Source organism: Streptomyces sp. MST-110588 (assembly GCF_022695595.1).
Classification (GTDB): domain Bacteria; phylum Actinomycetota; class Actinomycetes; order Streptomycetales; family Streptomycetaceae; genus Streptomyces.
Genome location: NZ_CP074380.1, coordinates 380,231 through 402,347 on the forward strand (window position 1 = coordinate 380,231; position 22,117 = coordinate 402,347).

13 protein-coding genes and 1 pseudogene are annotated in these 22,117 nt (G+C 74.1%); 10 read left to right on the forward strand and 4 right to left on the reverse strand.

Annotation, left to right across the window (positions count from 1 at the left end; genetic code table 11):
* Positions 1-69: 69 nt before the first annotated feature.
* Together KGS77_RS01680 and KGS77_RS01685 are read right to left on the reverse strand one after the other, a co-directional pair.
* Positions 70-420, reverse strand: a complete 351-nt coding sequence (locus KGS77_RS01680) for an SH3 domain-containing protein (RefSeq protein WP_242578340.1) — start codon at positions 418-420, stop codon at positions 70-72.
* 340 nt (positions 421-760) lie between these two features.
* Positions 761-2,398 (reverse strand): alpha/beta hydrolase, encoded by a 1,638-nt coding sequence (locus KGS77_RS01685; RefSeq protein ID WP_242578341.1) that lies wholly within the window; start codon positions 2,396-2,398, stop codon positions 761-763.
* A gap of 323 nt (positions 2,399-2,721) precedes the next feature.
* On the opposite strand from KGS77_RS01685, the gene KGS77_RS01690 reads away from it, so the two are divergent.
* The 9 genes and pseudogenes from KGS77_RS01690 to KGS77_RS01730 all read left to right on the forward strand — a co-directional run bounded on the left by KGS77_RS01690 (position 2,722) and on the right by KGS77_RS01730 (position 18,561).
* A complete protein-coding gene (locus KGS77_RS01690; RefSeq protein WP_242587242.1) occupies positions 2,722-3,342 on the forward strand; it encodes a histone deacetylase in 621 nt (206 codons plus the stop codon).
* 266 nt (positions 3,343-3,608) lie between these two features.
* Entirely contained in the window at positions 3,609-5,036 is a 1,428-nt protein-coding gene (locus KGS77_RS01695) for an MFS transporter (protein ID WP_242578342.1), read from the forward strand.
* Positions 5,037-5,083: 47 nt separating this feature from the next.
* Positions 5,084-6,628: a non-ribosomal peptide synthetase gene (locus KGS77_RS01700; RefSeq protein ID WP_242578343.1), complete on the forward strand. Its 1,545-nt coding sequence runs from the start codon at positions 5,084-5,086 to the stop codon at positions 6,626-6,628.
* A 209-nt stretch (positions 6,629-6,837) separates the two neighbouring features.
* Positions 6,838-9,440: pseudogene (locus tag KGS77_RS01705) on the forward strand (amino acid adenylation domain-containing protein); the annotation flags it as partial.
* 249 nt (positions 9,441-9,689) lie between these two features.
* Positions 9,690-10,043 (forward strand): phosphopantetheine-binding protein, encoded by a 354-nt coding sequence (locus tag KGS77_RS01710; protein ID WP_242587243.1) that lies wholly within the window; start codon positions 9,690-9,692, stop codon positions 10,041-10,043.
* Positions 10,040-11,236 (forward strand): acyl-CoA dehydrogenase family protein, encoded by a 1,197-nt coding sequence (locus KGS77_RS01715; protein WP_242578344.1) that lies wholly within the window; start codon positions 10,040-10,042, stop codon positions 11,234-11,236. Before KGS77_RS01710 ends, KGS77_RS01715 begins: the two co-directional genes overlap by 4 nt.
* A gap of 92 nt (positions 11,237-11,328) precedes the next feature.
* Positions 11,329-13,509, forward strand: a complete 2,181-nt coding sequence (locus KGS77_RS01720; RefSeq protein ID WP_242578345.1) for an amino acid adenylation domain-containing protein — start codon at positions 11,329-11,331, stop codon at positions 13,507-13,509.
* A gap of 1 nt (position 13,510) precedes the next feature.
* Positions 13,511-15,520 carry an amino acid adenylation domain-containing protein gene (locus KGS77_RS01725; protein ID WP_242578346.1) on the forward strand — a complete coding sequence of 670 codons (2,010 nt, stop codon included), beginning with the start codon at positions 13,511-13,513 and terminating at the stop codon, positions 15,518-15,520.
* Positions 15,517-18,561: a condensation domain-containing protein gene (locus KGS77_RS01730; protein WP_242578347.1), complete on the forward strand. Its 3,045-nt coding sequence runs from the start codon at positions 15,517-15,519 to the stop codon at positions 18,559-18,561. Before KGS77_RS01725 ends, KGS77_RS01730 begins: the two co-directional genes overlap by 4 nt.
* 200 nt (positions 18,562-18,761) lie before the next feature.
* Here the strand turns inward: KGS77_RS01730 and KGS77_RS01735 are convergent, their stop codons facing one another.
* Together KGS77_RS01735 and KGS77_RS01740 are read right to left on the reverse strand one after the other, a co-directional pair.
* Positions 18,762-19,064 carry a hypothetical protein gene (locus tag KGS77_RS01735; protein WP_242578348.1) on the reverse strand — a complete coding sequence of 101 codons (303 nt, stop codon included), beginning with the start codon at positions 19,062-19,064 and terminating at the stop codon, positions 18,762-18,764.
* Positions 19,065-19,141: 77 nt separating this feature from the next.
* Entirely contained in the window at positions 19,142-20,566 is a 1,425-nt protein-coding gene (locus tag KGS77_RS01740) for an amino acid permease (protein WP_242578349.1), read from the reverse strand.
* A gap of 231 nt (positions 20,567-20,797) precedes the next feature.
* Here KGS77_RS01740 and KGS77_RS01745 point away from each other — a divergent pair, with 231 nt between their 5' ends.
* The gene (locus tag KGS77_RS01745) at positions 20,798-21,955 is read left to right on the forward strand and encodes an amidase domain-containing protein (RefSeq protein ID WP_242578350.1); all 1,158 of its coding nucleotides are present in this window, start codon (positions 20,798-20,800) and stop codon (positions 21,953-21,955) included.
* Positions 21,956-22,117 lie beyond the last annotated feature (162 nt).

The following is a 22,117-nucleotide window of genomic DNA, read 5'->3' on the forward strand; positions in this document are numbered from 1 at the left end:
CCGGTCGCGGCGCGGCTCCCGGCGGCGGTACGGGCTGCCGGGGGGCCGCGTACGAGCGAGAAGGGCCGGTCAGCAGCCCTGGGTGCCCTTGTCGACGAGCTTGCGGACGTACACCCAGTTGACCCAGCCGGCGGTCCCCTTGGGCAGGCCGTTCTTCGACTTGGCGGTCAGCTTGACCTTGTACCAGAAGCAGGAGCGGTTGGTGGCCGTGACGCGGATCTTGTCGCCGTAGGCCAGGGAGCCGTTGGCCCGGTACTTGGTGCCGGGGCCGGACCGCAGGTTGACGCCCTTGCCCCAGATGGTGGTGTTGTAGTCCCGGACGTTGTTCTCGCCGGCCGCCGCGGCCGGGCCCGTACCGAGCGTGCCGACGGCGAGCACGGCCGCGGTCAGGGTGGCCGCGGCGGTGATGCGTGTCCTCATGGTTCCTCCGTGCGTGCGTTCCGGGAACGGATACGGCGACGGGCGGAGTGAAGCGTCGTTCCCCGGAACAGCGGGCCGCGCCGTGATGGCGCGGCCGGATCGTCGGTGCCCCCGTGCCGTGCGGCCCGCTCGGGGCGCGCTCGCCGGAAATTTTTACCATGGACACGGCAAAGCGTGTTCATGACGGCATGCCCGTGACGGCATGCCCGCGACGGCATGTCCGTGACAGGGGCGGAAAAGCGTGCGGGGCGGCCGGGAGACATCCCGGCCGCCCCTGGCGACTCCTGGCACCGGCGGTCATATCAGGACGACATGCCCGTCGGCGGACGCCCGGCCGCGGTCAGCGCGTGGCCGGCAGTTCGGCGGCGGCCCGGGCCGCGGCCTTCGCCGTCACCTTGGCCGGCTCCGGCGTGGCGTGCGGCGCGCACGTCACGTCCTTGGCGTCGGTCTTCCCCGTCAGGAAGTAGGCGTCGACACGGTTGTTGATGCAGGGGTTGACCAGACCGGTGACACCATGCGAACCGGCGTCCCGCTCGGTGATCAGACGCGAGCCCTTGAGCCGCTTGTGCAGCTCGACGGCGCCACCGTACGGGGTGGCCGCGTCACGGGTGCTCTGCACGATCAGGACGCTGGGCAGGCCCTTGCCGGTCTTGACCTCGACCGGGGTCTGCTGCTTGGTGGGCCAGGTGGCGCAGGGCAGGTTCATCCAGGCGTTGGCCCAGGTCATGAACGGCGCCTTCTTGTGGACGCGGGTGTTGTCCCGGTCCCACTGCTGCCAGCTCGTGGGCCACTTGGTGTCGGTGCACTCCACGGCCGTGTAGACCGCGTTGCTGTTCTCCGAGGCGATGTTCCCGGCGATGTCGCTCATGTCCGGGCCCGCGTTCTGCACCAGCAGCTTGGAGTCACCGGCGCGGTGCGCGCTCCACGCCTCGGCGACCGTGGTCCACATCGAGTCGTAGTACGGGGCCTTCTGGAAGAAGCCGATCAGCTCGGCGGGGCCGACGAGGCCGCCGATGGGCTTCTTCCTGGCGTCCGCGCGCAGCTTCTCCCAGTTCGCCTGGACCTTGGCCGCGGTGTTGCCGAGGTGGTAGACCGCGTCGTACTTGGCCACCCACTTCTTCCAGTCGCCCCAGCGCGTCTCGAAGGCGATGTCCTGGTCGAGGTTGGCCTGGTACCAGACCTTCTCGCGCGAGGGGTCCACGACGCTGTCGACGAGCATCCGGCGCACGTGGTTGGGGAACAGCGTCGCATAGACGGCGCCGAGGTAGGTGCCGTAGGAGACGCCGAGGTAGTTGAGCTTCTTCTCACCCAGGGCGGCGCGGACCACGTCCATGTCACGGGCGGTGTTGGCCGTCGTCATGTGCGGCAGGAGGGCGCCGCTGCGCTCGGCGCAGCCCAGCGCGTACTCCTTGGCGAGCTTGCGCTGGGCGCGCTTGTCGGCCTCGTTGCGCGGCACCGGGTCGGCCTTGGGGGCCTTGGCGTACTCCTGGGGGTCGGCGCAGGAGATCGGCGCGGAGTGGCCGACGCCGCGCGGGTCGAAGCCCACGAAGTCGTACGCCGCCGCGGTCTTGGTCCACAGCGGGCTCTTGTTCGTCACCCGGGTGGGGAAGCGCATGCCCGAACCGCCGGGGCCGCCGGGGTTGTAGAGGAGGGCGCCCTGACGCGCCTTCTTGCCGCCGGTGTTGCTGATGCGGTCAACGGCGATCTTGATGGTGCGGCCGTTGGGCTTGGCGTAGTCGACCGGGACGGTGACGTAGCCGCACTGGATGGGGGCCGCCAGGCCCCAGTCGGCGGGACAGGTCCGCCAGTCGATGCCCGCCTTGGCGGCGCGGGCGGCGGCGATCTGCACACCGCGGTCCTGCGCCGAACCGCCCTGGTGACGGTCGCCCGCGACGGCGGGCGTGGCGGCTATCGCTCCGGCGATGAGCGTGCCGGTCACCAGAGTGCCGGCCGCTCCGAGGGCTGCTGTACGTCTCACGTGATGATTTCCCCTGCGTGGAGCGCCGCTCGAAGCGGCGATGATCGATGATCACAGAGCTGCACGGGGATCCTTGCCGCTGCAACCCCCCTCTGAACAGGCCCTGCGGCCATTTCTTTACCAAACCGCAGGATTCGTACGGCGCTGTGCGGAGCAAGACCGCCGGGGTTGGTCCACTGTGGCGGGAAACGTCCGCAACGGTGCCGGGACGTCCGCAACCGTGGCAGGGGACGCCGCCGGGAAGCGTCCGAAGCGGGTGACCGGAGCGGGAGCGGGAGAGGAGGCGGGCGGTGCGCGTCTGGTACGTGTCCTACGGCTCCAACATGCACGCCGCACGCCTGCGCTGCTACCTCGCCGGGGGCAGACCGACGGGCGGCGCCCGTACGTATCCGGGCTGCCGCGATCCCCGGCCGCCGTCCCGGTCCGTGCCCGCCGTGCTCCCGGGGGCCGTCTACTTCGCGCTGGAGTCCCGGGTGTGGACGGGCGGGATGGCCTTCTACGACCCGGACGGCCCGGGGGAGGTCTGGGCGCGGGCGCACCTGGTGACGGCCGGGCAGTTCTGCGACATCGCCGCGCAGGAGATGCACCGGATGCCCGAGGACGACGCGGAGGCGTGTCCGGGCCTGCGCCGGGGGCCGGGGCTGGAGCTGGACCTTTCGGCCGTGGTCGCGCGGGGCCGGGTGAGCATCGGGCCGGGGCGGTACGAGACGCTGGTGTGCCCCGGGATGCTGGACGGCCGGCCGATGCTCACCTTCACCGCGCCGTGGGGCGCGGGCGACGTGACGCACAACCGCCCTTCGGCCCGCTACCTGGCCCATCTCACCGCCGGTCTGCGGGAGGCGGGGGCGTGGGACGAGGAGCAGATCGCCGGTTACCTGGCGCGATGCCGGTCGGGTGAGGTGTGGGCGCGCGGCGGCGAGGCGACCGGTGGGGGCGTTCCGTAGCACGTTCTGCTCCTGACGTCAGTACCGCTTATGCGTTCCGAACGCAAAGGACGGCAGGAACCGGACATTCGCCCGACAGCCGGATCCATGATGGACACCGGCCGTCGGCACGGTGCCGCAGCAGGTCGAGGCGGAAGTTGTTCGTCCGCGGAGAACGGACCGTTCACCACAAAACCATCCATCGGCGTCCGGAATGCGGATAAAGCTGACCGGAAAGCCCCCTCCGCTTTTGACCCAACCTTTGTTCATCACCAAATGTCGGCCAGGTGACCTCATCGCGAACCTCCGGCCGGACCGCCGCCGGCGGACTCCGGCGCCACCGTGACTTCCGATGGCTGCTGTCCGCCGCCGCGGCCGGTCAGATCGGTGCCCAAGTGACGCTGGTCGCCCTGCCGTTGGTCGCGGTGGTCACCCTGCGGGCCCCCGCCTTCCAGGTCGGGCTGCTGACCGCTGCCGAGACCGCCGCGTTCCTGCTCATCGGTCTGCCCGCCGGCGCCTGGGTGGACCGGACGCGCCGGCTGCCCGTCATGGTCCGGGCGAACCTGGTGCGCGCGGTGGCCATGGGCAGCGTGCCGCTCGCCGCGGTCTGCGGGGTCCTGACGATGGCCCAGCTCTACGTGGTCGCCCTGGTCACCGGCGTCGCCACCGTCTTCTTCGACGTGGCGCACCAGAGCTTCCTGCCCCGTGTGCTGCCCCGCGAGAAGCTGGTGGCGGGCAACGGGGCGCTGGAGAGCACCCGCTCGGCGGCCCAGGTGGCGGGCCCGGGCATCGGCGGCGGTCTGGTGCAGCTCCTCGGGGCGCCGTTCGCCATCCTGGCCGACGCGGCCGGTTACCTCCTGTCCGCCCTGTGTTTACGTGGTATTCGCGTCCGCGAACCGCATCCCGAGGCCCCGGCCGGCGTCCCGCTGTGGGCACAGATCAGGGAGGGGCTGTCCTTCGTCCTGCGCCATCCCGTCCTGCGCATGATCGCGCTGACCACCGGGACCGCGAATCTCTTCTCGGCGATGCTGATGTCGGTACAGACGGTGTACCTGGTACGTGTGGCCGGGCTGGCACCGGGGGCGCTCGGGCTGATGCTGTCGGCCTCCGCCGTCGGCGGCCTGGCCGGGGCGCTGTGCGCGGGGCCGGCCGCGCGGGCCGTGGGACAGGCCCGGCTGATATGGCTGTCCACCGTCGTCACGGGGCCGTTCGCCCTCCTGTGGCCGCTGGCCGGGCCCGGCGCCGCCGCGGCGTGGTTCGCGGTCGGCTCCGGCGTGGTCTTCTTCGGCGCCGTCCTCTACAACGTCGCGCAGGTCAGCTTCCGTCAACTGCTGTGCCCCGACGCGCTGCTCGGGCGGATGAACGCCACCCTGCGCTTCCTGGTATGGGGCTCCATGCCGCTGGGCGCGCTGGCCGGCGGCGCCGTCGCCCAGGCCGCCGGGGCACGGGCCGCGGTGTGGGTGTGCGCGGCCGGATTCCTGCTCGTACCCCTGCCGTTGCTGTTCTCCCCGCTGCGCGGGATGCGCGAGTTGCCCCGTACCGGCGAGGGGTCGCACGGTCCGGGCCGGACCGGCGACGGGCCGTGCGACCCGGACCAAAGCGACGACGGGCCGCCGGGGCAGCGTCCCGGTCCGTCCCAGGAGGCCGCCGGCCCGGCCTCCGTCACCCCTGACCAGCCGCCCCCGTACCACCGACCCACGCACGCACCGTTGTGAACGTCCGCCCGGACAGTTGCGCCCGCGGCGGCACCAGAGAGGTCATTGTGGACTCCAGCACCAACAGGACCACCAGCACCAGCACCGTCCGTACCGCCCCCTCCCCCACCACCGCCGACAACGCCACCGTCAACCACAGCCCCGTCAACCACAGCCGCGTCAACAGCACCAGCGTCACCGCCGCCTACCTCAGCCGCTACGAGCGGACGGCCCGGCGGGCGGACGTCCCGGCCGGTCTGCTGCCGGTCACCGGCGCCCAGCGGCGCTTCCTGCTCGCCCGGCGGCTGGCCCCCGGCGGCCGGCCCGACCTCGTCCCGCTGTTCTTCGCCTTCCCCCGGGGCACGGTCGACCTGGACCGGCTGCGCGCCGCCGCCGGTCGTCTCGCCGCCCTCCACCCGGCGTTACGGGCGCGTACGGGCGTCCTGCGCTCCACTCCGGTGCAGTGGCTCGACACGCCGCGCGCCGAGGTGCGCCGCGAGACACCGCGCCCCGGTGAGAGTGCCGTGCAGGTGCTGCGCCGGGCACTGCTGGAGTGGCCGGCGCAGGGGCCCGCGCTGCGGTTCTTCCTCACCGAGGACCCGGCGGCCGAGGAGCCCACGGAGGTACTGGCCCTCGCCCTGGACCACGCGGTCTGTGACGAGCAGTCGCTCGGCCGGATCACCGCGGACCTCGGCGACGCCTACCGTGACGGGCTGGGGCCGGCCGACGTGGACGCGGACCGGGCGGCCGAGGAGGCGGCCGGTTACGCCGAGGCGGTTCGTCTGCAACTCGACGCCGAGGCACGGGCGTCCGGGCCCGTGTCGCTGGCGTACTGGTCACAGCGGCTGGCCGCGGCCGGAGCCCGTACGGAATCCGCCACGGGTCCCGGCACGAAAGCGGACACGGACACGGGCGTGCACACGGGGGTGGACACCGGCGTGCACGCGGCCCCGGACACCGGCACGGCCCCGGACGCCGGCGCGGCGCGGCTCAGCGGTGCCGTCCAGGCCCGGCTGCCCCTCGGCCCGGACGGCGGGCGGGCCATGGCCTTCCCCGTACTCCTCACCGCCTGCACCACCGCCGCGCGCGCCCTGTACGGCACCGGCCGCGTCCCGCTGCTCGGCTACCCCTGGGGCGGCCGGCCCGCCGCGGCGCCGCCCGTACTGGGCTGCTTCCTCAACACCGTCGTGCACCCGGCCCTGGACCGCGGCCCGGACGAGGTGACCTCCACCTGGTGGGACGACCTCGACCACGCCGACACCCCTTTCGACGAGGTCGTCCGCGCGGCCCGTACCGCCCTCCACCCCCCGGCCGGCCCGGCCTCCCCGCCCGTCTCCGGCGCCTGGTCGGGCAAGCTGGACGGCCTGCTCACCTTCGAGGACCTCCACCGGCGTCCACCGCTGCGACTGGGCGGCGTCGACGGGCGTGAGGTCCACATCGACGGCCGTCCGCTCCAGGCGCCGTTCGCGGTCTCCGTCTCCTACGGCGCGGACCTGCTCGTACGGATGGCCTGGGACCGCGGCGTCCTGTCCGACGCCCGCGCGCGGGACGCCTTCGGCCTGCTTCTCGACGCGCTGCGGACCCATATGGGCACCGCTGCCCCGGCGGCCTGACCAGCACGACCAACTCGACCAGCACGCCCCGACCAGCGCAGCTCGGTCGGGCCGGCCCGACCGGCACGCCCTCGAACCCGGCGGCCCGAGCACGACGGCCCGACCCCGTCCGCCTCACCCGCCTCTTCTTTCCCACCCACCCCGGCTCCCGCCGTCCGACCGACGGAAGAGCCGTGCGGCACCCTCATCCCCCACCCAAAGGATGGATCATGTTCGCACTCTCTCCCTCACAGGAGATCGTGTGGCTGCACGAGCAGATCCTGCCCGGCAGCCGCGCCTACAACTTCACCGCCTCGGTCGACCTCTGGGGTGCGCTGGACGAGCCGGCCCTGCGCGCCGGACTGGCCGCCGCCCTGGACCGGCACCCCGGCCTCCGCCTCGAACTCGTCGGACGCCCCGGCGAGTTGCCCCTGCAACGCGTACGGGAAGACTGCGTGCCGCGCATACGCGACGTCGACCTGTCCGGGGAGGCGGACACCGAGGCGGCGTTCCGGGAGCTGCTGCGGGCCGAGGCCGAAGCCCCGCTGGACACCTTTCGGGCGCCGCTGCTGCGCTGGTGCCTGGTCCGCATGGGCGAGCGGCACCACCGGCTCGTCCATGTCGAGCACCACCTCATTCATGACGGGCACTCCTTCGCGATCCTGCTGCGGGACGTCTTCACCGCCTACCGTTCGCATGTGCTCGGCGAGCCGGCCGCGCTGCCCGCGGCACGCTCGTACGAGGAGCACGTACGAGCCCTGGCGGAGCGGGCCGGGGACCGTACCGCGAGCCTGGCGCACTGGCGGGAGGAACTGCGCGACGCCGCCTTCGACCTGCCGCTGCCCGGTCTGGCCCGGCCCGGGGCACAGCGCCGGCACGCGGGCGGACAGCTTCGCCAGTCCATCGGCGCCGACCTCGCGGAACAACTGCGCGCGCACAGCCGTGCCCAGGGGCACACGCCCTTCTCCACCCTTCTGAGCCTGTTCGCCGAGGTGCTGCGGCGGCACAGCGGGCGGGCCGATCTCGTCGTGGGCACGGCGGTCGGCAACCGCCCGCGGGGTTCGAGGAGACGGTGGGCATGTTCGTCAACACCGTCCCGCTTCGGTTGCGACTGGACCCCACCGCCGCCGCGGGCGAGACGGTGGACGAGGTCACCGACACCCTCATACGGGCGTTGCCGCACCAGGAGGTGCCGGTGCAGGAGCTGACGCGGGAGCTGGGCCTGCACACCACCGGCGCGGACAACCCGCTGTTCAGCGTGATGTTCAGCGCCCATGACGCGGCGCTGCCCGAGGTGGAGGTGCCGGACCTGGAGGTGTCCCTGTACGAGGGTTTCAACACCGGCACCACGCGCTTCGACCTGGATTTGGTGCTGATCCCGGACGACCGGAGGGTGGTCGGTCCCCGGCAGGGCGTCGCCGGGATGACGCTGGTGTGGGACTACGACCGGGACCGGTTCGAGGAGTCCACCGTACGGCTGCTCGCGGGGCGTTTCCTGGACGTGCTCCGCGCCTACCTGGAGCGCCCGGACGCCCCGTTGGCGTCGCTGGCCGCCGAGTACGGGCCGCGGCCGGAGCGGGAAGAAGCCGATGCCGCCGCCGATCTGGGCGCGCTCGCGGACATCGTGGCCTCGGTGGACCCCGCACGGCCCGCCGTGGAGAGCGGTTCCGGGCGACTGACGTACGGGCAACTCGACGCGCTCGCCGAGGAGTTGGCGGCCAGGCTGCGTGCCGCGGGGGTGACGGAAGGGCGGCCGGTCGCCGCCGTGCTGCCGCGTGGCACGGACACCGTCGTGACGCTGCTCGCCTGTCTGCGTACCGGCGCCGTCTACTGCCCGCTGTCCCCCAACGACCCGCCCGCCCGCCTGGAGACGCTGCTGCGCCGGCTGAACCCGGCGCTGGTCCTGGCCACCCGGGAGAGCGCGCTGGCGCTGCCCGCCGAGGGCCTGCCGGTGGCGCTGCTGGACGGGCCGGACTTCCCGGCAGCCGGGCCGGCCGCGTCGGTCGAGGGCGCGGCGTACATCATCCACACCTCCGGGTCCACCGGCCTGCCCAAGCCGGTGGTCGTCGGCCGGGCGGCGTTGGCGCGGCACGCCCGTGCGGCGGCCGGACGGTTCGCGCTCTCCGGGCAGGACCGGGTGCTGCTCTTCGCGCAGCCGTCCTTCGACGTGGCGCTGGAAGAGGTGCTGCCGTCGCTGCTGGCCGGTGCCTGCCTGGTCGTCCCGCAGCGCGAGGTGCCCACCGCGGACGAGCTGATCGCGGTGCTGGCCGCCCGCCGCGTCACCGTCGCCAACCTGCCGACCAGCTATCTGCTGGCCGTACGGGAGGAGCTGTGCCAGGCCCTGGCGGACGGCCGCTGGGCGCCGCGGCTGATCGTGCTCGGCGGCGAGCGGCTGCCCGCCGGCGCGCTGAGCGGTCTGCTGGACGCCACGGAGGGCGCGGGCACCGCCACCACCGTCATGAACGCCTACGGCGTGACCGAGGCGGCGGTCACCAGCACCGTCCACGAGGTGACGCGCGAGGACCTGCGGGAGGGCGCGGAGGTGCCCTTGGGCACGGAGCTGCCGGGCACCCGGATCCACGTCCTGGACGCCGGGCTGCGGCCACTGCCCGCGGGGGCGGTCGGCGAACTGGCCGTCGCGGGCGCGGGGCTGGCCGAGGGCTACCTCGGTGACGAGGGGGCCACCGCCGCCCGCTTCGTGACCGTGGACTCCCCCGGCGGCCCGCCCGTACGCGTCTACCGCACCGGTGACCTGGGCTACCGCGACCTGGCCGGCCGTCTGTGCTTCCTGGGCCGGCGGGACAACCAGATCAAGCTGCGCGGCTACCGCATCGAGCTGGAGGAGATCGAGTCGGTGGCCTCGGCCGAACTGGGCGGGCGGTCCTGCGCGGTGGTGCTGGACGGTACGGACCCCGGCGGGCCGCGGCTGGTCGGGTTCCTGGAGGCCGACGGCGACGGCGACGGCGACGGCACGCAAGGGGACACGCGGGAGGCGACGCCGGACGAGGCGGCCCTGCACGCCGCGCTGTCCCGGCGGCTGCCGGCCGCGCTCGTCCCGGCCCGCTGGGTGCGGCTGGAGAGGATGCCGCTGCTGCCGGGCGGCAAACCGCACCGGGCGGAGCTGGCCCGCCGGGCGGCCGGACTGCCGCGCACCGCACCGCAGGACGGCGCGGCACCGCGGGAGGAGATCACCGATCCGTCCGTGGCCCTGATCGCCGAGGGCTGGCGGGAGGTGCTGGGCCACGACCGCTTCACCCCGGCGTCCCACTTCTTCCAGGTGGGCGGGCACTCGCTGGCCGCCGCCCAGCTCGCCGCCTGGCTGGAGCCACGGATCGGCGGCCGGCCACCGCTGCGGGTGCTGTTCCAGAACCCGGTCCTCACCGACCAGGCCCGGGCCGTACAGGCCGTACGGACCGCACAGGAGGTCTCCGCATGATCACGGCCCACTCCCCCGCCGGGACTCCCGTGCGCTCCTCCTCGCCGTCCTCGGTCCTGGAGGCCGAGCACCGCGAACTGGTGGCCTCCTTCGAGGCGTTCATCCGCAAGGAGCTGGTGCCGCTGGCCGCCGACCTGCCCGAGACCGCCGACCTGCCGCCGGCCGACCTGCGCGACTACATACGCCGGCGCTCCGCGCGCCTGGGGTTCTACGCGGGCGACTACCCCGAGGAACTGGGCGGATCCGGCATGCCGTTCAGCGCCGTGGTGCTGCTGCACCACGCGGCGGGGCGCAGCGGCTGCCCGCTCGCGCCGTACGCGCTGGCCGGTTCCGACGGGCCGAGCCCGCTGCTGCGGCACGGTACCGAGGAACAGATCCAGCGGTATCTTGTGCCGCTGGTGCGCGGGGAGGCGGTGCGCTGTCTGGCGCTCACCGAGCCCCACGCCGGGTCGGACGCCTTCCATCTCACCAGCACCGCCGAGCGGGACGAGGAGGGCCGCGGCTGGCTGCTCAACGGCCGTAAGACCTTCGTCAGCAACGCCGACCGCGCCGACTTCACCCTGGTCGTCGCCTCGGTCGAGGGACAGGCGACCGCTTTCGTGGTCGAGGCGGGCAACCCGGGGCTGCGGATCGGACAGCGCTACGACGGGATGTCGGGCGAGCCGCTGTTCGAACTCCTCCTGGAGGACGTACGGGTGCCGGACGACGCCGTGATCGGCGGCGCGGACGGCATCGGGTCCGCGATGGGCAGCGGGATCGACAGTCTCTCGCGCGGCCGGCTCGTGGTCGCGGCCATGTGCAACGGCATCGCCGAGTACGCGCTCGCGCAGGGCGTCGGGTACGCCCGGGAGCGGCAGGCGTTCGGGGCGCGCATCGGCGCGTACCAGCATGTGCAGGAGCACCTGGTGAGCAGCCGGGCCGAGGTCGAGGCGGCCAAGCTGCTGACGCTGGCCTGCGCACGGCTGGTCGACGAGGGCACGGAGGCGCCGGAGAACGCGGCACTGGCCAAGCTCACCTCGTCCGAGACCGCGGTGCGGGTGGTGGACCGGGCACTTCAGGTGCACGGCGCGACGGGGTGGGTGCGCGGGCATCCGCTGGAGTTCCTGTACCGGTACGTCCGGATGATGACGATCATCGAAGGGACGTCGGAGATCCAGAAGGTGATCATCGCCCGCGCCATGGGACTGGGCTGAGCGCCCTTCCTTTCCCCGCACCTTCGCTTCCCTTCGCTCCCCTTCGCTCCCCTTTCTCCTCTCCTCCTCCCGCATTCCGTGACAGAGGGATCATGAATACTTCCACGACGGCGGCCACGCAGCCGCACGATCACCGTACGGACGACCCGACGGCCGGCCCGACGGAGGACCGTACGGACGACTCGACGGACAGCCCGGCGAACGGTCTCGCCGACGCCGCGCCGAGCATCGCGTACGGCGCCCCCGCGGCACCGAGCCGCCCACAGGACATCCTTTGCGAGTACGGCCACTGGGTCCGCACCGCCCCGGACGCACCCGCCGTCGAGGACGGCGAACTGACCTGGAGCTACGGCGAGTTGGACGACCTCGCCCGGCACGCCGCCGACGCGCTGCGCGGCCGGGTGGCCGCCGGCGACGTGGTCGGCGTCTGCCTGGACCGCTCGGTCGCGCTGGTCGCGGTAGCCGTGGCGCTGGCCCGGCTCGGCGCCGTCTACCTGCCGCTGGGGCCGCGCCCCGGCGAGCGGCGGCTGGCGGCGGTGACCGGGACGCTGCGGGTACGGTGCCTGGTCGGTGACGCCGGGCTGCTGCCCGGGGCGTACGGCGACGCGGAGCGGACGGTGCTGCCGCTCCCGTCGGCGGGTGCCCACGCGGCCGGGCAGGTGGTGGCCGCGTTCACGCCCGCACCCGGATCGCCCACCGCCACGTCCCGGACGTCCGGCTCCGACTCCCGGACGTCCGATTCCGGCTCCCAGCCGTCAGCCGCGGGCTCCGCCCCGGCGGCTGCGCCCGCGGCCGTTCCGGCGGGCGCCTTCTACACCGTTTTGACCTCGGGTTCGACCGGCACCCCCAAGGCCGTCGCGGTCGGCGGCGCTTCGCTGGCCGCCCTGCTGCGCTGGTACCGCCAGCGCGTCGGCTCCGGCCCCGGGGACCGGCACAGTCTGCTGGTCGGGGTCGCTTTCGACCCGCACGTCAAAGAGCTGTGGGCGGCCCTCACCTCCGGTGCCGCGCTGAGCGTCGCGCCCGAGGAGGTGCGCTGGGACCCGCGGGCCCTCACCGACTGGTGGCGCCGTGCGGGCGTGACGATCTCCGTCCTGCCCACCCCGCTGGCCGAACTGGTCCTGGACCGGCCGTGGCCCGCGCTCCCCGCGCTGCGCCATGTCGAGGTCGGTGGCGACCGGCTGCGCCGCTGGCCCTCCCCGCAGGTCACGGCCCAGTTCCACAACGCGTACGGCCCCGCCGAGGCGACCGTCATGACCACCGCGCACGCGCTGGACCCCAGGCGCGAGGACGTGAGCGTGCCGCCGCCGATCGGGTCGCCGATGGACGGGGCCGTCGTCTGCGTCACCGACGAGGAGGGCCGGGTCGTCCCCCGGGGCGAGGCCGGCGAACTGCGCATCGGCGGCGGCTGTCTCGCGCTGGGCTACGCGGACCCGGAGCTGACGGCCCGCCGCTACGTGGCGCCACCGCCCGGCGTCATTATCACCGGAACCGGCACGGGCACCGGCACCGGCACCGGCACCGGCACGGGCACGGACTCGGGCACCGAGCGCGTCTACCGCACCGGGGACCGGGTACGGATGCGGGCCGACGGGGTGCTGGAATTCCTCGGCCGCATGGACGACCAGGTGAAGGTCAGCGGCGTACGCATCGAGCCCGCCGAGGTGGAGGCGGCGTTCGAGCACGACGAGCGGGTACGCCGGGCGGTGGTGGCGGCCCTGCGTACCGACGGCGAAGTCCTGCGGCTCATCGCCTTCGTGCTCCTCGCCCCCGGCCGGCCCGCGCCCGCCACGGCGGAGTTGCTGCGGGGCGTCCGCGAGTGGCTGCCCGAGCAGGCGGTCCCCGCGGTCGTACGGTACGTCGACGCCTTCCCGTACGACGCCAACGGGAAGGTGGACCGCGCGGCACTGCTGGCGGCCGAGCCGCAGCGGACGCCCGCCGGCTCCACAAGCTCCGGAACACGTGACACGGCCGCCGGTACGGCCCGTACGGCCCGTACGGACGGCGCGGAACAGCCGCGGACCGCGACGCAGGAGCTGGTCCTGCGGCTGTGCCGGGACCTGCTCGGGGACCCGGACCTCGGGCTCACGGACGCGTTCGCCGCCTCGGGGGGCACATCGCTGGCCGCCGCCCGCCTGCTGGCGTCCCTGGAGGAGGAGTGCGGGGTGCGGCTGCGCGCGCCGGCGGTTCTGCGCCAGCCCGATCTGCGCGGCATCGCCGATCTCGTGGACGCCCGGCTGACCGCAGCCGGTACCGCCGCCGTAGGAGGTGCGTGAAATGACCAGCACGAAGCAGCTCTTGTCCCAGAGCTCCCCGTCCGGGAGTTCCTTCGACTTCGCCGGCGGGGTGCCGGCCCGGGTGGCCCGGTACGCGCGGACCACGCCGCACGCCCTGGCCGTCACCGACGGCGAAGTCAGCCTGACCTACGAGCAGTTGGCCACCGCCGCCCACCGGTTCGCCGGCCGGCTGCGGGAACGCGGGGCCGGTCCCGGCAGCGCGGTCGGCGTCCTGCTGCCGCACTCGGTGCGCGCCGTCGTCACCCAGCTCGCCATATGGTGGGCCGGCGCCCACTACGTACCGCTCGACCCGGCGTATCCACGGCCACGCGTCCAGACGATGCTGGCCACGGCCGGTGCCGTCCTGACGGTCGGCGAGAAGGGCCTGCTGGAGACCGCGGGCATCCCCGCGCACCAGGCGCTGGCCCTGCCCGCCACCGAGCAGTACGAGCAGGAGGACGACCAGCGGTACGGGCCGGAGCCGGGTGCCCCGTCCCCGTACGCGCCCTGTGATCCCGACGCCACCGCGTACGTGATGTTCACCTCCGGCTCGACCGGCCGTCCCAAGGCCGTGGCCCTCACCCACCGGGGAGTCGCCGGCCTGGTCACCGAGCCCGGCTACCTCACGCTCACCCCTCGCGACCGGGTGCTCTTCCACTCCCCCGTGACGTTCGACGCCTCGGCGTTCGAGGTGTGGGCCCCGCTGGCGAACGGTGCGGCGGTGGCGGTCTCCACCGCCGACCGGCTGTCCCTGGAGGCGCTGGCGCGGGACACCGCGCGACTGGGCGCGACCGTCGCCGTACTGACCACCGCGCTCTTCCACCACCTCGCCGCCCGGCGCTCCCCGCTCTTCGGCGTGCTGCGCACGGTCGTGGTCGGCGGCGAGGCGCTGTCCGCGCAGCACGCCCGGGACGTGCTGCGCGCCCACCCCTGGCTGGAGCTGGTCAACGGGTACGGGCCCACGGAGGCCACCACCTTCACCACCGCCCACCGGGTCACGCCGGAGGACTGCGACGCGCCGCCGCCCATCGGGCGGCCGATCGCCGGGGCGACCGTCCACGTCATGGACGAGGCCGGCGAGCCGGTGCCGTCCGGTGTCCGGGGCGAGCTGTGGATCGGCGGGCCGCGGCTGGCCCGGGGCTACGCCGGGCAGCCGGAACTGACCGCGGAGCGCTTCGTGGACCATCCGGCCGCCGGGCGGCTGTACCGCAGCGGTGACATCGTCTCGGTCCGCGCCGACGGCGTCCTGGACTTCCACGGCCGTACGGACGATCAGGTCAAGGTCCGCGGCTTCCGGATCGAGCCGGGCGAGATCGAACACGCGCTGCGCGAGCACCCGCAAGTCGCCGACGCGGCCGTGGTCCTGCGGCGTCCCGCGCCCGACGACGCCCGGCTCGTGGCGTTCGTCGTCCGGGCCGTCCGGGCGGAGCGGCGGCAGCCGGATCCGGCGGCGCTGCGTACGCACCTGGCGGAGCGGCTGCCGGCGCATCTGGTGCCCAACGCCTGGTCCTTCGTGACCGGGCTGCCGCTGACCGCCACCGGCAAGGTGGACCGCCGCGCCCTGGCGGAACGCCCGCTGCCGGGTGAGGAGGCGGTGCCCGAGCCGGGCGGGGCGCCGGAGCTCCCGCCGGGCCAGGAGGTGGCAGCCGCGCCCAAGCGGGCAGCGGTGCCCGAGCCGGCGGACACCGGGGCCGACGCCGCCCCGGACACCCCGTCCGCCCCGTCCGCCCCGTCCGCCGGAAAGGCGCTCTCCCCCCTCCAGCAGGTCGTGGCCGACGTCTGGAGCCGGGCGCTGGAGGTCCCGGTCACCGGTCCCGACGCCGACTTCACCGCGCTGGGCGGGCACTCCCTGCTCGCCCTGTGCGTGGTGGACGACCTGCGCGAGGACCTCGGCGCGGAGCTGACCCTCGCCGAGTTCTTCGCCGCGCCCACCGTCGCCGCCCAGGCCGCGCTGGTCGAGCAGGCGCTGCTGCGTGCCCACGGGGCGCCGGACCCCGAGGACGCCCGATGACCGCCGCCCCGGGCACCGGCGCCGCCCGCGAGGAGGCACTGCTGCGGCTGGCCCGGCAGCGGCGGGCCGACGCCCGTAAGATCGCCGCCCCCGCCGCCCCCGCCGCTCCGGTGGAGCCGGCCGGTGCGGCGGGTCCGCCGCCGCTCTCCTACGCCCAGCGGCGGATGTGGCTGATGGACCGGCTCGGCCGGAGCGGGGCCGCCTATCACGTGCCGTTCGCCACCCGGGTGCGCGGGCCGTTCTCCCCGGACGCTCTTGGCCGGGCGCTGAGCGGGCTGGTGCGCCGTCACGAGGTCCTGCGGACGCGGTACGGGCAGCGCGACGGCGAGCCGTACCAAGAGGTGATGCCCGCGGCGCCGGTGCCGGTGGACGTGGTGACGGACCCGGGAGACCCTGAGCACCTGTTGCGGCAGGCGGCGGCGGTCCCCTTCGACCTGGCCGCCGGCCCCGTACTGCGCGCGCTCGTCCTGCGGCACGGCCCCGAGGACCACACCGTTCTGCTGACGTTCCATCACGTAGCCGTCGACGGCTGGTCGTTGGGCGTCGTCACCCGGGAGCTGAGCGCGCTCTACCGGGCCGAGCTGGACGGCCCGGCCCCGGAAGGCGGGACCGCCCCGGAAGGCGGGCGCGGGCCGCGGGACCCGGACGGCCTGCTGGGCGGTCCCGCGCCGCGGTACGCGGAGTTCGCCCGCCGGGAACAGGCCGCCGCGGCCGGCCTCGCGGCGGGTCTGGAGCACTGGCTCCGGCGGCTGTCCGGCGCCCGCCCGGTGCCGCTCCCCGCGCCCCGCGCCGCCTCGGCCCCGGGCCACCGCGGGCGAAGCGGCGTGGTCGGCGAGCCGCTGGCGCCCGAGGTGCTGGACCAACTGCGCGCGGTGGCCCGCAAGCACCGGACCACGCTGTTCACCGTCACCCTGGCCGGTGCGTACGCGGCGCTGCTGGAGACGACCGGCGCCGAGGACCTGGTGCTCGGCTGCGCCGTCGGCAACCGTGACCGGCCGGGGCTGCGTGGCCTGGTCGGATTGTGCGTCAACACGCTGGCCGTACGGGTGGACACCACGGGCGCCGCGCACTTCGGGGCGCTCCTGGACCGCGTACGGGACGCCCTGCTGGAAGCCCATGAGCACCGCGAGGTCCCCTTCGACCTGGTCGTGGAACGGCTCGGGGCCGCGGGCCGCGACCGGGACGGGCATCCGCTGGTCGATGTGACCGCCGATGTGCTGCGCGCACCCGTCACGCTGGAACTGGCCGGCGCCCGGACCGAAGCGGTCGATATCGATCTCGGTACGGCCAAGTTCGGTCTCGGGTTCTATGTCGAGGAAGCACACGGTGAGGACGGGCCGCGCTGTCTGGTGCAGTACGACCTGGCACGTCTGGACGAGCCGGCCGCCCGGGACCTGCTGCGCCGCTTCACCGGCCTGCTCACGGCGGTGGCGGCGGACCCGGCGCACCCGCTGACCCGGCCCGTGCCGCCGGCCCCCGCGGCGCTCCACCCCGCCCAGGCATGGCTGCTGGAGCGGCCGGAGGTGGCGCGGGCCGCGGTACTGGAGCGGCCCGGACAGCCACCGCTGGCGTACGTGGTGCCGAGCGGCCTGGGGTCGGCGGAGCCCGTGGGGCTGCGGATCGCGCTGCGTTCGGCCCTGCGGCCCGAGCTGGTGCCGGCCACGGTGACGGTGCTGGACGCGCTGCCCCGCGCCGCGGACGGAAGCGTGGACCGTGCCCGGCTGCCCGGCGCACCACCGGCGGACGGGGTGGCAGGACCGGCTGCCGGGGACGGAACGAGCGGCGGGGACGGAACGGGCGGCGGGGGTGGAACGAGCGGTACTACGGGTGCGCGGGCGCGGGCCGTACTGGATGCGTTCGGTGAGCTGCTGGGCCAGGAACCGGCGCCGGACGCCGACTTCTTCGCGCTGGGCGGTCACTCCCTGCTGGCCGTCCGGCTCGCCGACCGGCTGCGCGAGCGGCTGCGACTGCCGCTGACCGGCCTGGACGTGATGGAGCACCGCAGCCCGCGGGCGCTGTCCGCCCTGCTGGAGGAGCGTGCCCGGCAGCGCACGGCCGCGGCGGCGCGGCACGGCGCACGGCGGTCCGCGTCCCGTACGGACACGGTGCTGGTCACCGGAGCCACCGGTGGCGTGGGCGCCTTCGTCCTGCGGGAACTGGCGGCGCGCGGCCGTCCCGTACGGGCGCTGGCCCGGCCGGAGTCGGCGCACCTGCTGGCGGCGGACGGGGTCGAGGTGGTCCACGGCGATCTCGGCGATCCGGCCGGTCTGCGGGCCGCTACCGCGGACGCCTCGGCGGTGATCCACGCCGCCTGCACCTTCACCGATCCCGAGGTCGATCTCGCGGCGATGCGCGCCCTGCTGGACGGCTGGCGGCAGGGCCCCTTCGTCTTCGTCAGCAGTGTGGACGCCTACGGGCAGCCGCCGTTGACGGACGTGGCCGAGGACACGCCCTCCGCCGAGCCGCTCACCCCGTACGGCCGGGCCAAGCTCGACTGCGAGCGGATGCTGCGCGAGGCCGCGGGCCGGGCCGGGCGCGGCGGTGCGAGCGCGGTGCGCGCGCCCATCGTGTGGGGCCCGCACGCCAGGCTGCGGGACCAACTGCGGTGGGGTGCGACGGGGGCGCTGTTCCAGGCGGCGAAGGCGGGCCGGCCGATCGAGCTGCCCGATCCGGCGCGGGGGTGGTACGGGGCGCCGTGGGTGCACGCCGCCGCCTTGGCGCGGGCCCTGGTGCGCTGTGTGGACCGGCCGGCCGGCGGGGTGGTCAACGCGGTCGCAGGGCACGTCGGCTGGGCGGAGTTCGCCACCGAACTGGTCCGGCTGCTGGACGGCGCGGGCGGCGTCCGCTTCACCACGAGCCCGCATCCGGACCCGGCACCAGCACCGGACCCGCGCCCGGCCGCGGACGCCGGCACCGGTCCGGCCGTGCCTCCCGGTCTGCTCCACCGCCGCCGCTACCGCGCGGGCACACTCGCCGCCGAGCTGGCCGAGCGGCCCGGCGAGGACTGGCGCTCGGCGATCGCCGCGACGCTGGCCTGCTGAGGGGCCCGGCCGGGAGACGGTGACGGCGGCCGGCCGGGCGGCCGAGGGTCCCGCCCGGCCGGCCGCCGCTGAAATTTTTTTCGCTTCGTTCGCCGTCACATGGCACCGATTGGCCCCGGATGCCGTCTAGTGGGGTGCGACGCCGCTCCTTCCCCCCAGGAGCGGCGCCGCCTCTCACCGCCCCGCCGCCCGCCGCGCCGTCACGGCTGCGTTCCGGTCCCGAAGCCGCCCCCCACCGCATAAGGGCTGTACGGCGCGTCCCGGCCCGGGACATGGTCTCGTACCTGTCCCCCCCTGGCGTCCCGCGCGCCCTCCGCGTGGTCGTACTGCGCCGCGAAGACATGCTGCCCCTCCGGCAGGCTGCGGCCCGGCTTGAGGGTCCAGCGGTAGCGCAGGATGCCCTTCTCCTGGAAGAAACGGCGACCGCCGGGTCGGTCGGTCCGGCGGTCGCCGTTCGGCCGTCTGTCAGTTGCCGCCGACCGGCACGATGGCTGCCGGCTCAACGCGAATTCTTTCCAGACCCCTGCCAGGCCCCTGCCATGCCCCTGCGGGTCTCCCGCCAGGGCCACGACGTACGCACTCAGCGCGTGGCCGCCGCCCGCTGCCGTACGCAGCCGATCAGAGCGAGCACCAGCGCCAAGCCGCCGGTGGAGAACAACTGCGCCCGGGTGCCGGCGTTCAGGGTCATCAGCGCCAGTACCGTGACCACTCCCGCCAGCGTCACCCAGGTCAGGTACGGGAAGCCCCCCATCCGCACCGCCGGCTTCCCCGGCGCGGCGCGCTCCAGCCGCCGGCGCAGCACGAGTTGTGAGGCGGCGATGAACCCCCACACCACCAGCACGACCGCGCCGACCATGTTCAGCAGCCAGGCGAAGACGGTGGTGGGCCACCAGTAGGACAGGAGCACGGCGACGAAGCCGAAGGCGGAGGAGGCGAGTACCGCGCGGCGCGGCACCCCGCCGGAGACCTTGCCCAGGGCTTTGGGGCCCTGGCCGCGGGAGACCAGCGAGTAGGCCATGCGGGAGGAGCCGTAGATGTTGGCGTTCATCGCGGACAGCAGCGCGACCAGGACGACGACGTTCATGATCTGGCCCCCGCCGGGGACGCCGAGCCGTTCGAGCACGGCGGCGTACGGCCCGTGTTCCGTGACGGCCCGGCTGCTCCACGGGACCAGCGTGACGATCAGCAGCATCGAGCCGACGTAGACGATGCCGATCCGCCACATCGTCGTACGGACGGCCTTGGCGACCGCGCGTGCCGGGTCCTGGGACTCGGCCGCCGCGATGGTCACCGTCTCCAGGCCGCCGTAGGCGACGACCGAGGCCAGCAGGCCGGTCAGCAGTCCGCTCGCGCCGTTGGGGAGGAAGCCGCCGTCGTGCAGGAGGTGGGCGGTGCCGGGCGCGTCGGTGCCGGGCAGCACCCCCAGGACCGCCAGCGTGCCCAGGACCAGGAAGAGCGCGATGGCGCCGATCTTCAGGGCGGCGAACCAGAATTCCAGCTCGCCGAAGTGGGAGACCGCGGCCAGGTTGGTGCCGCAGAAGAACGCCATGAAGACCAGCACCCACAGCCAGGACGGTGTTCCCGGGAGCCAGCCCTGCACGATGTGGGCCGCGCCGATCGCCTCGACCGCGACGCCGACGACCAGCAGGGTCCAGAACATCCAGCCGGCGGTGAGGCCGGCCCAGCGGCCCAGCGCGCGGTCGGCGTGGACGGAGAAGGAGCCGGAGGCCGGGTCGGCGGCGGACATCTCGCCGAGCATCCGCATCACGGACATCACGAGCAGTCCGGACACCGCGTAGGCGAGCACGATCGAGGGGCCGGCCGCGGCGATGCCGGCGCCCGAGCCCACGAAGAGGCCGGCGCCGATGACGCCGCCCAGGGCGATCATCGAAAGGTGCCGCTGCTTGAGGCCGTTGGACAGCGGGTTGCCGGGCCCGGGGGTGTTCCCGGCCGGTGCGGGGGTGCTCTCGGTCGGCGGAGGGGGTGCGGGGAGTGTCCGGCTCATGGTCGTACCTGTCCAATATGCGATATCGAGCCATGAGGATGGACAGAAGAAGCGATTTTGCGTCAGACGCGTCCGTTATGCGGACATCAGGTTCACGCACCGTGATCACCGGGCCGTACGGACAGTGATCACGGGACCGCCCGGCCCTTGTACGAATCTTTCCCGGAACCACTGATCCATCCGGGTGATGGTTCGTGCGAAGATTCCCCCTCCCGGCCCAGGTGAGCCGGGATGACAAGGGGAAACTACGTGAATCGAACAACACTGAGATGCGCCATCGGCGCGGCGCTGTCCGTGGCCGTGGCAGCGGTGGTCCTGCCCTCCGCGACCGCGACGACGACACCGGAACCCGCCGCTCCGCGCGTGGACAAGGCGACGGTCGACGCCTTCGGCCGGGCCGCCGACGCCGTGCTGACCAAGCGTACGGCGGCGATGGTGGACAGCCGGACGGCGGCACGGCACATAGCCCCGCTCCCCGGCCAGGTCCGTCTGTCGCAGGGCCTGGAGCACACGGAGCACGCGGGCGTCTCCTCGCTGCACAGCCGCAAGAAGCGGCTGGCCGCCCTCGGTGAGGCGTACACCGCCGGCGACACCCGGGTCACCGTGGACAGCACCCAGGTCAAGGGCCGCCGCGCCACCGCGCAGATCACCGAGACCACCACGCTGACGTACAAGAAGATCCGCGGTGACGAGCCGGGCACCACCGGCTTCAAGGCCCGCCACGAGGTGACCTTCACCGCCACCCCGGGCGGCAAGTGGGAGCTGACCGGCATCCGGTCCAAGGACAGCGGACCCGGCGCGATCAACGCTCCCGCGCTGCGTACCGCGCCGGTGGCCGCCGCGCCCAGCACGCCCGACGCGCCGCGCGCCGCCACCTCGTGGCCCGCCCGGCAGGTGCCGAAGCGGCAGACGACCGCCGGCTACAACTACGCGGCCATGGCGGCGTACGCGGAGAAGTACTGGCGGAACTACAACCCCGCCTACCGAAAGTTCAACGCGGACGGCGGCGACTGCACCAACTTCCTGAGCCAGTCCCTGAAGGCGGGCGGCTGGAAGCCGGAGACCGGCTCGGCCTCGGACTACCACAAGTGGTGGTACTCCGCCTCCGGCCAGTCCGACAGTTGGCTCGGGGTCAACGAGTGGTCGTGGTACGCGCTGAACTCCAAGCGCGTGACCAGCCTGTCGAACGTCTACCAGATGGAGGTCGGCGACGTCCTGCAGATGGACTTCGACCGTGACGGGTCCAAGGACCACTCCATGATGACGACGTACCGCAGCCGCTACGGCGTCCCGTACCTGACGTACCACTCGACCAACACCTACCGGAAGTCGGTGGCGAGCATCATCGCGTCCTACCCGAACGCGATCTACTACGCCTACCGCACCTGACGGGCCCGTCCGTAAGGACGGCACCGCCCGGCGGCCCTCCGCCGCCGGGCGGACCCGCCGACGGGCCCGGCCGCCACGGCCCGTCCGCGCCTCCCACCCCGCGCGAGACGCAGGAGAACCTGGGAATCGGCACATGAGACCCCAGGGGCGGACGAGGGTCCT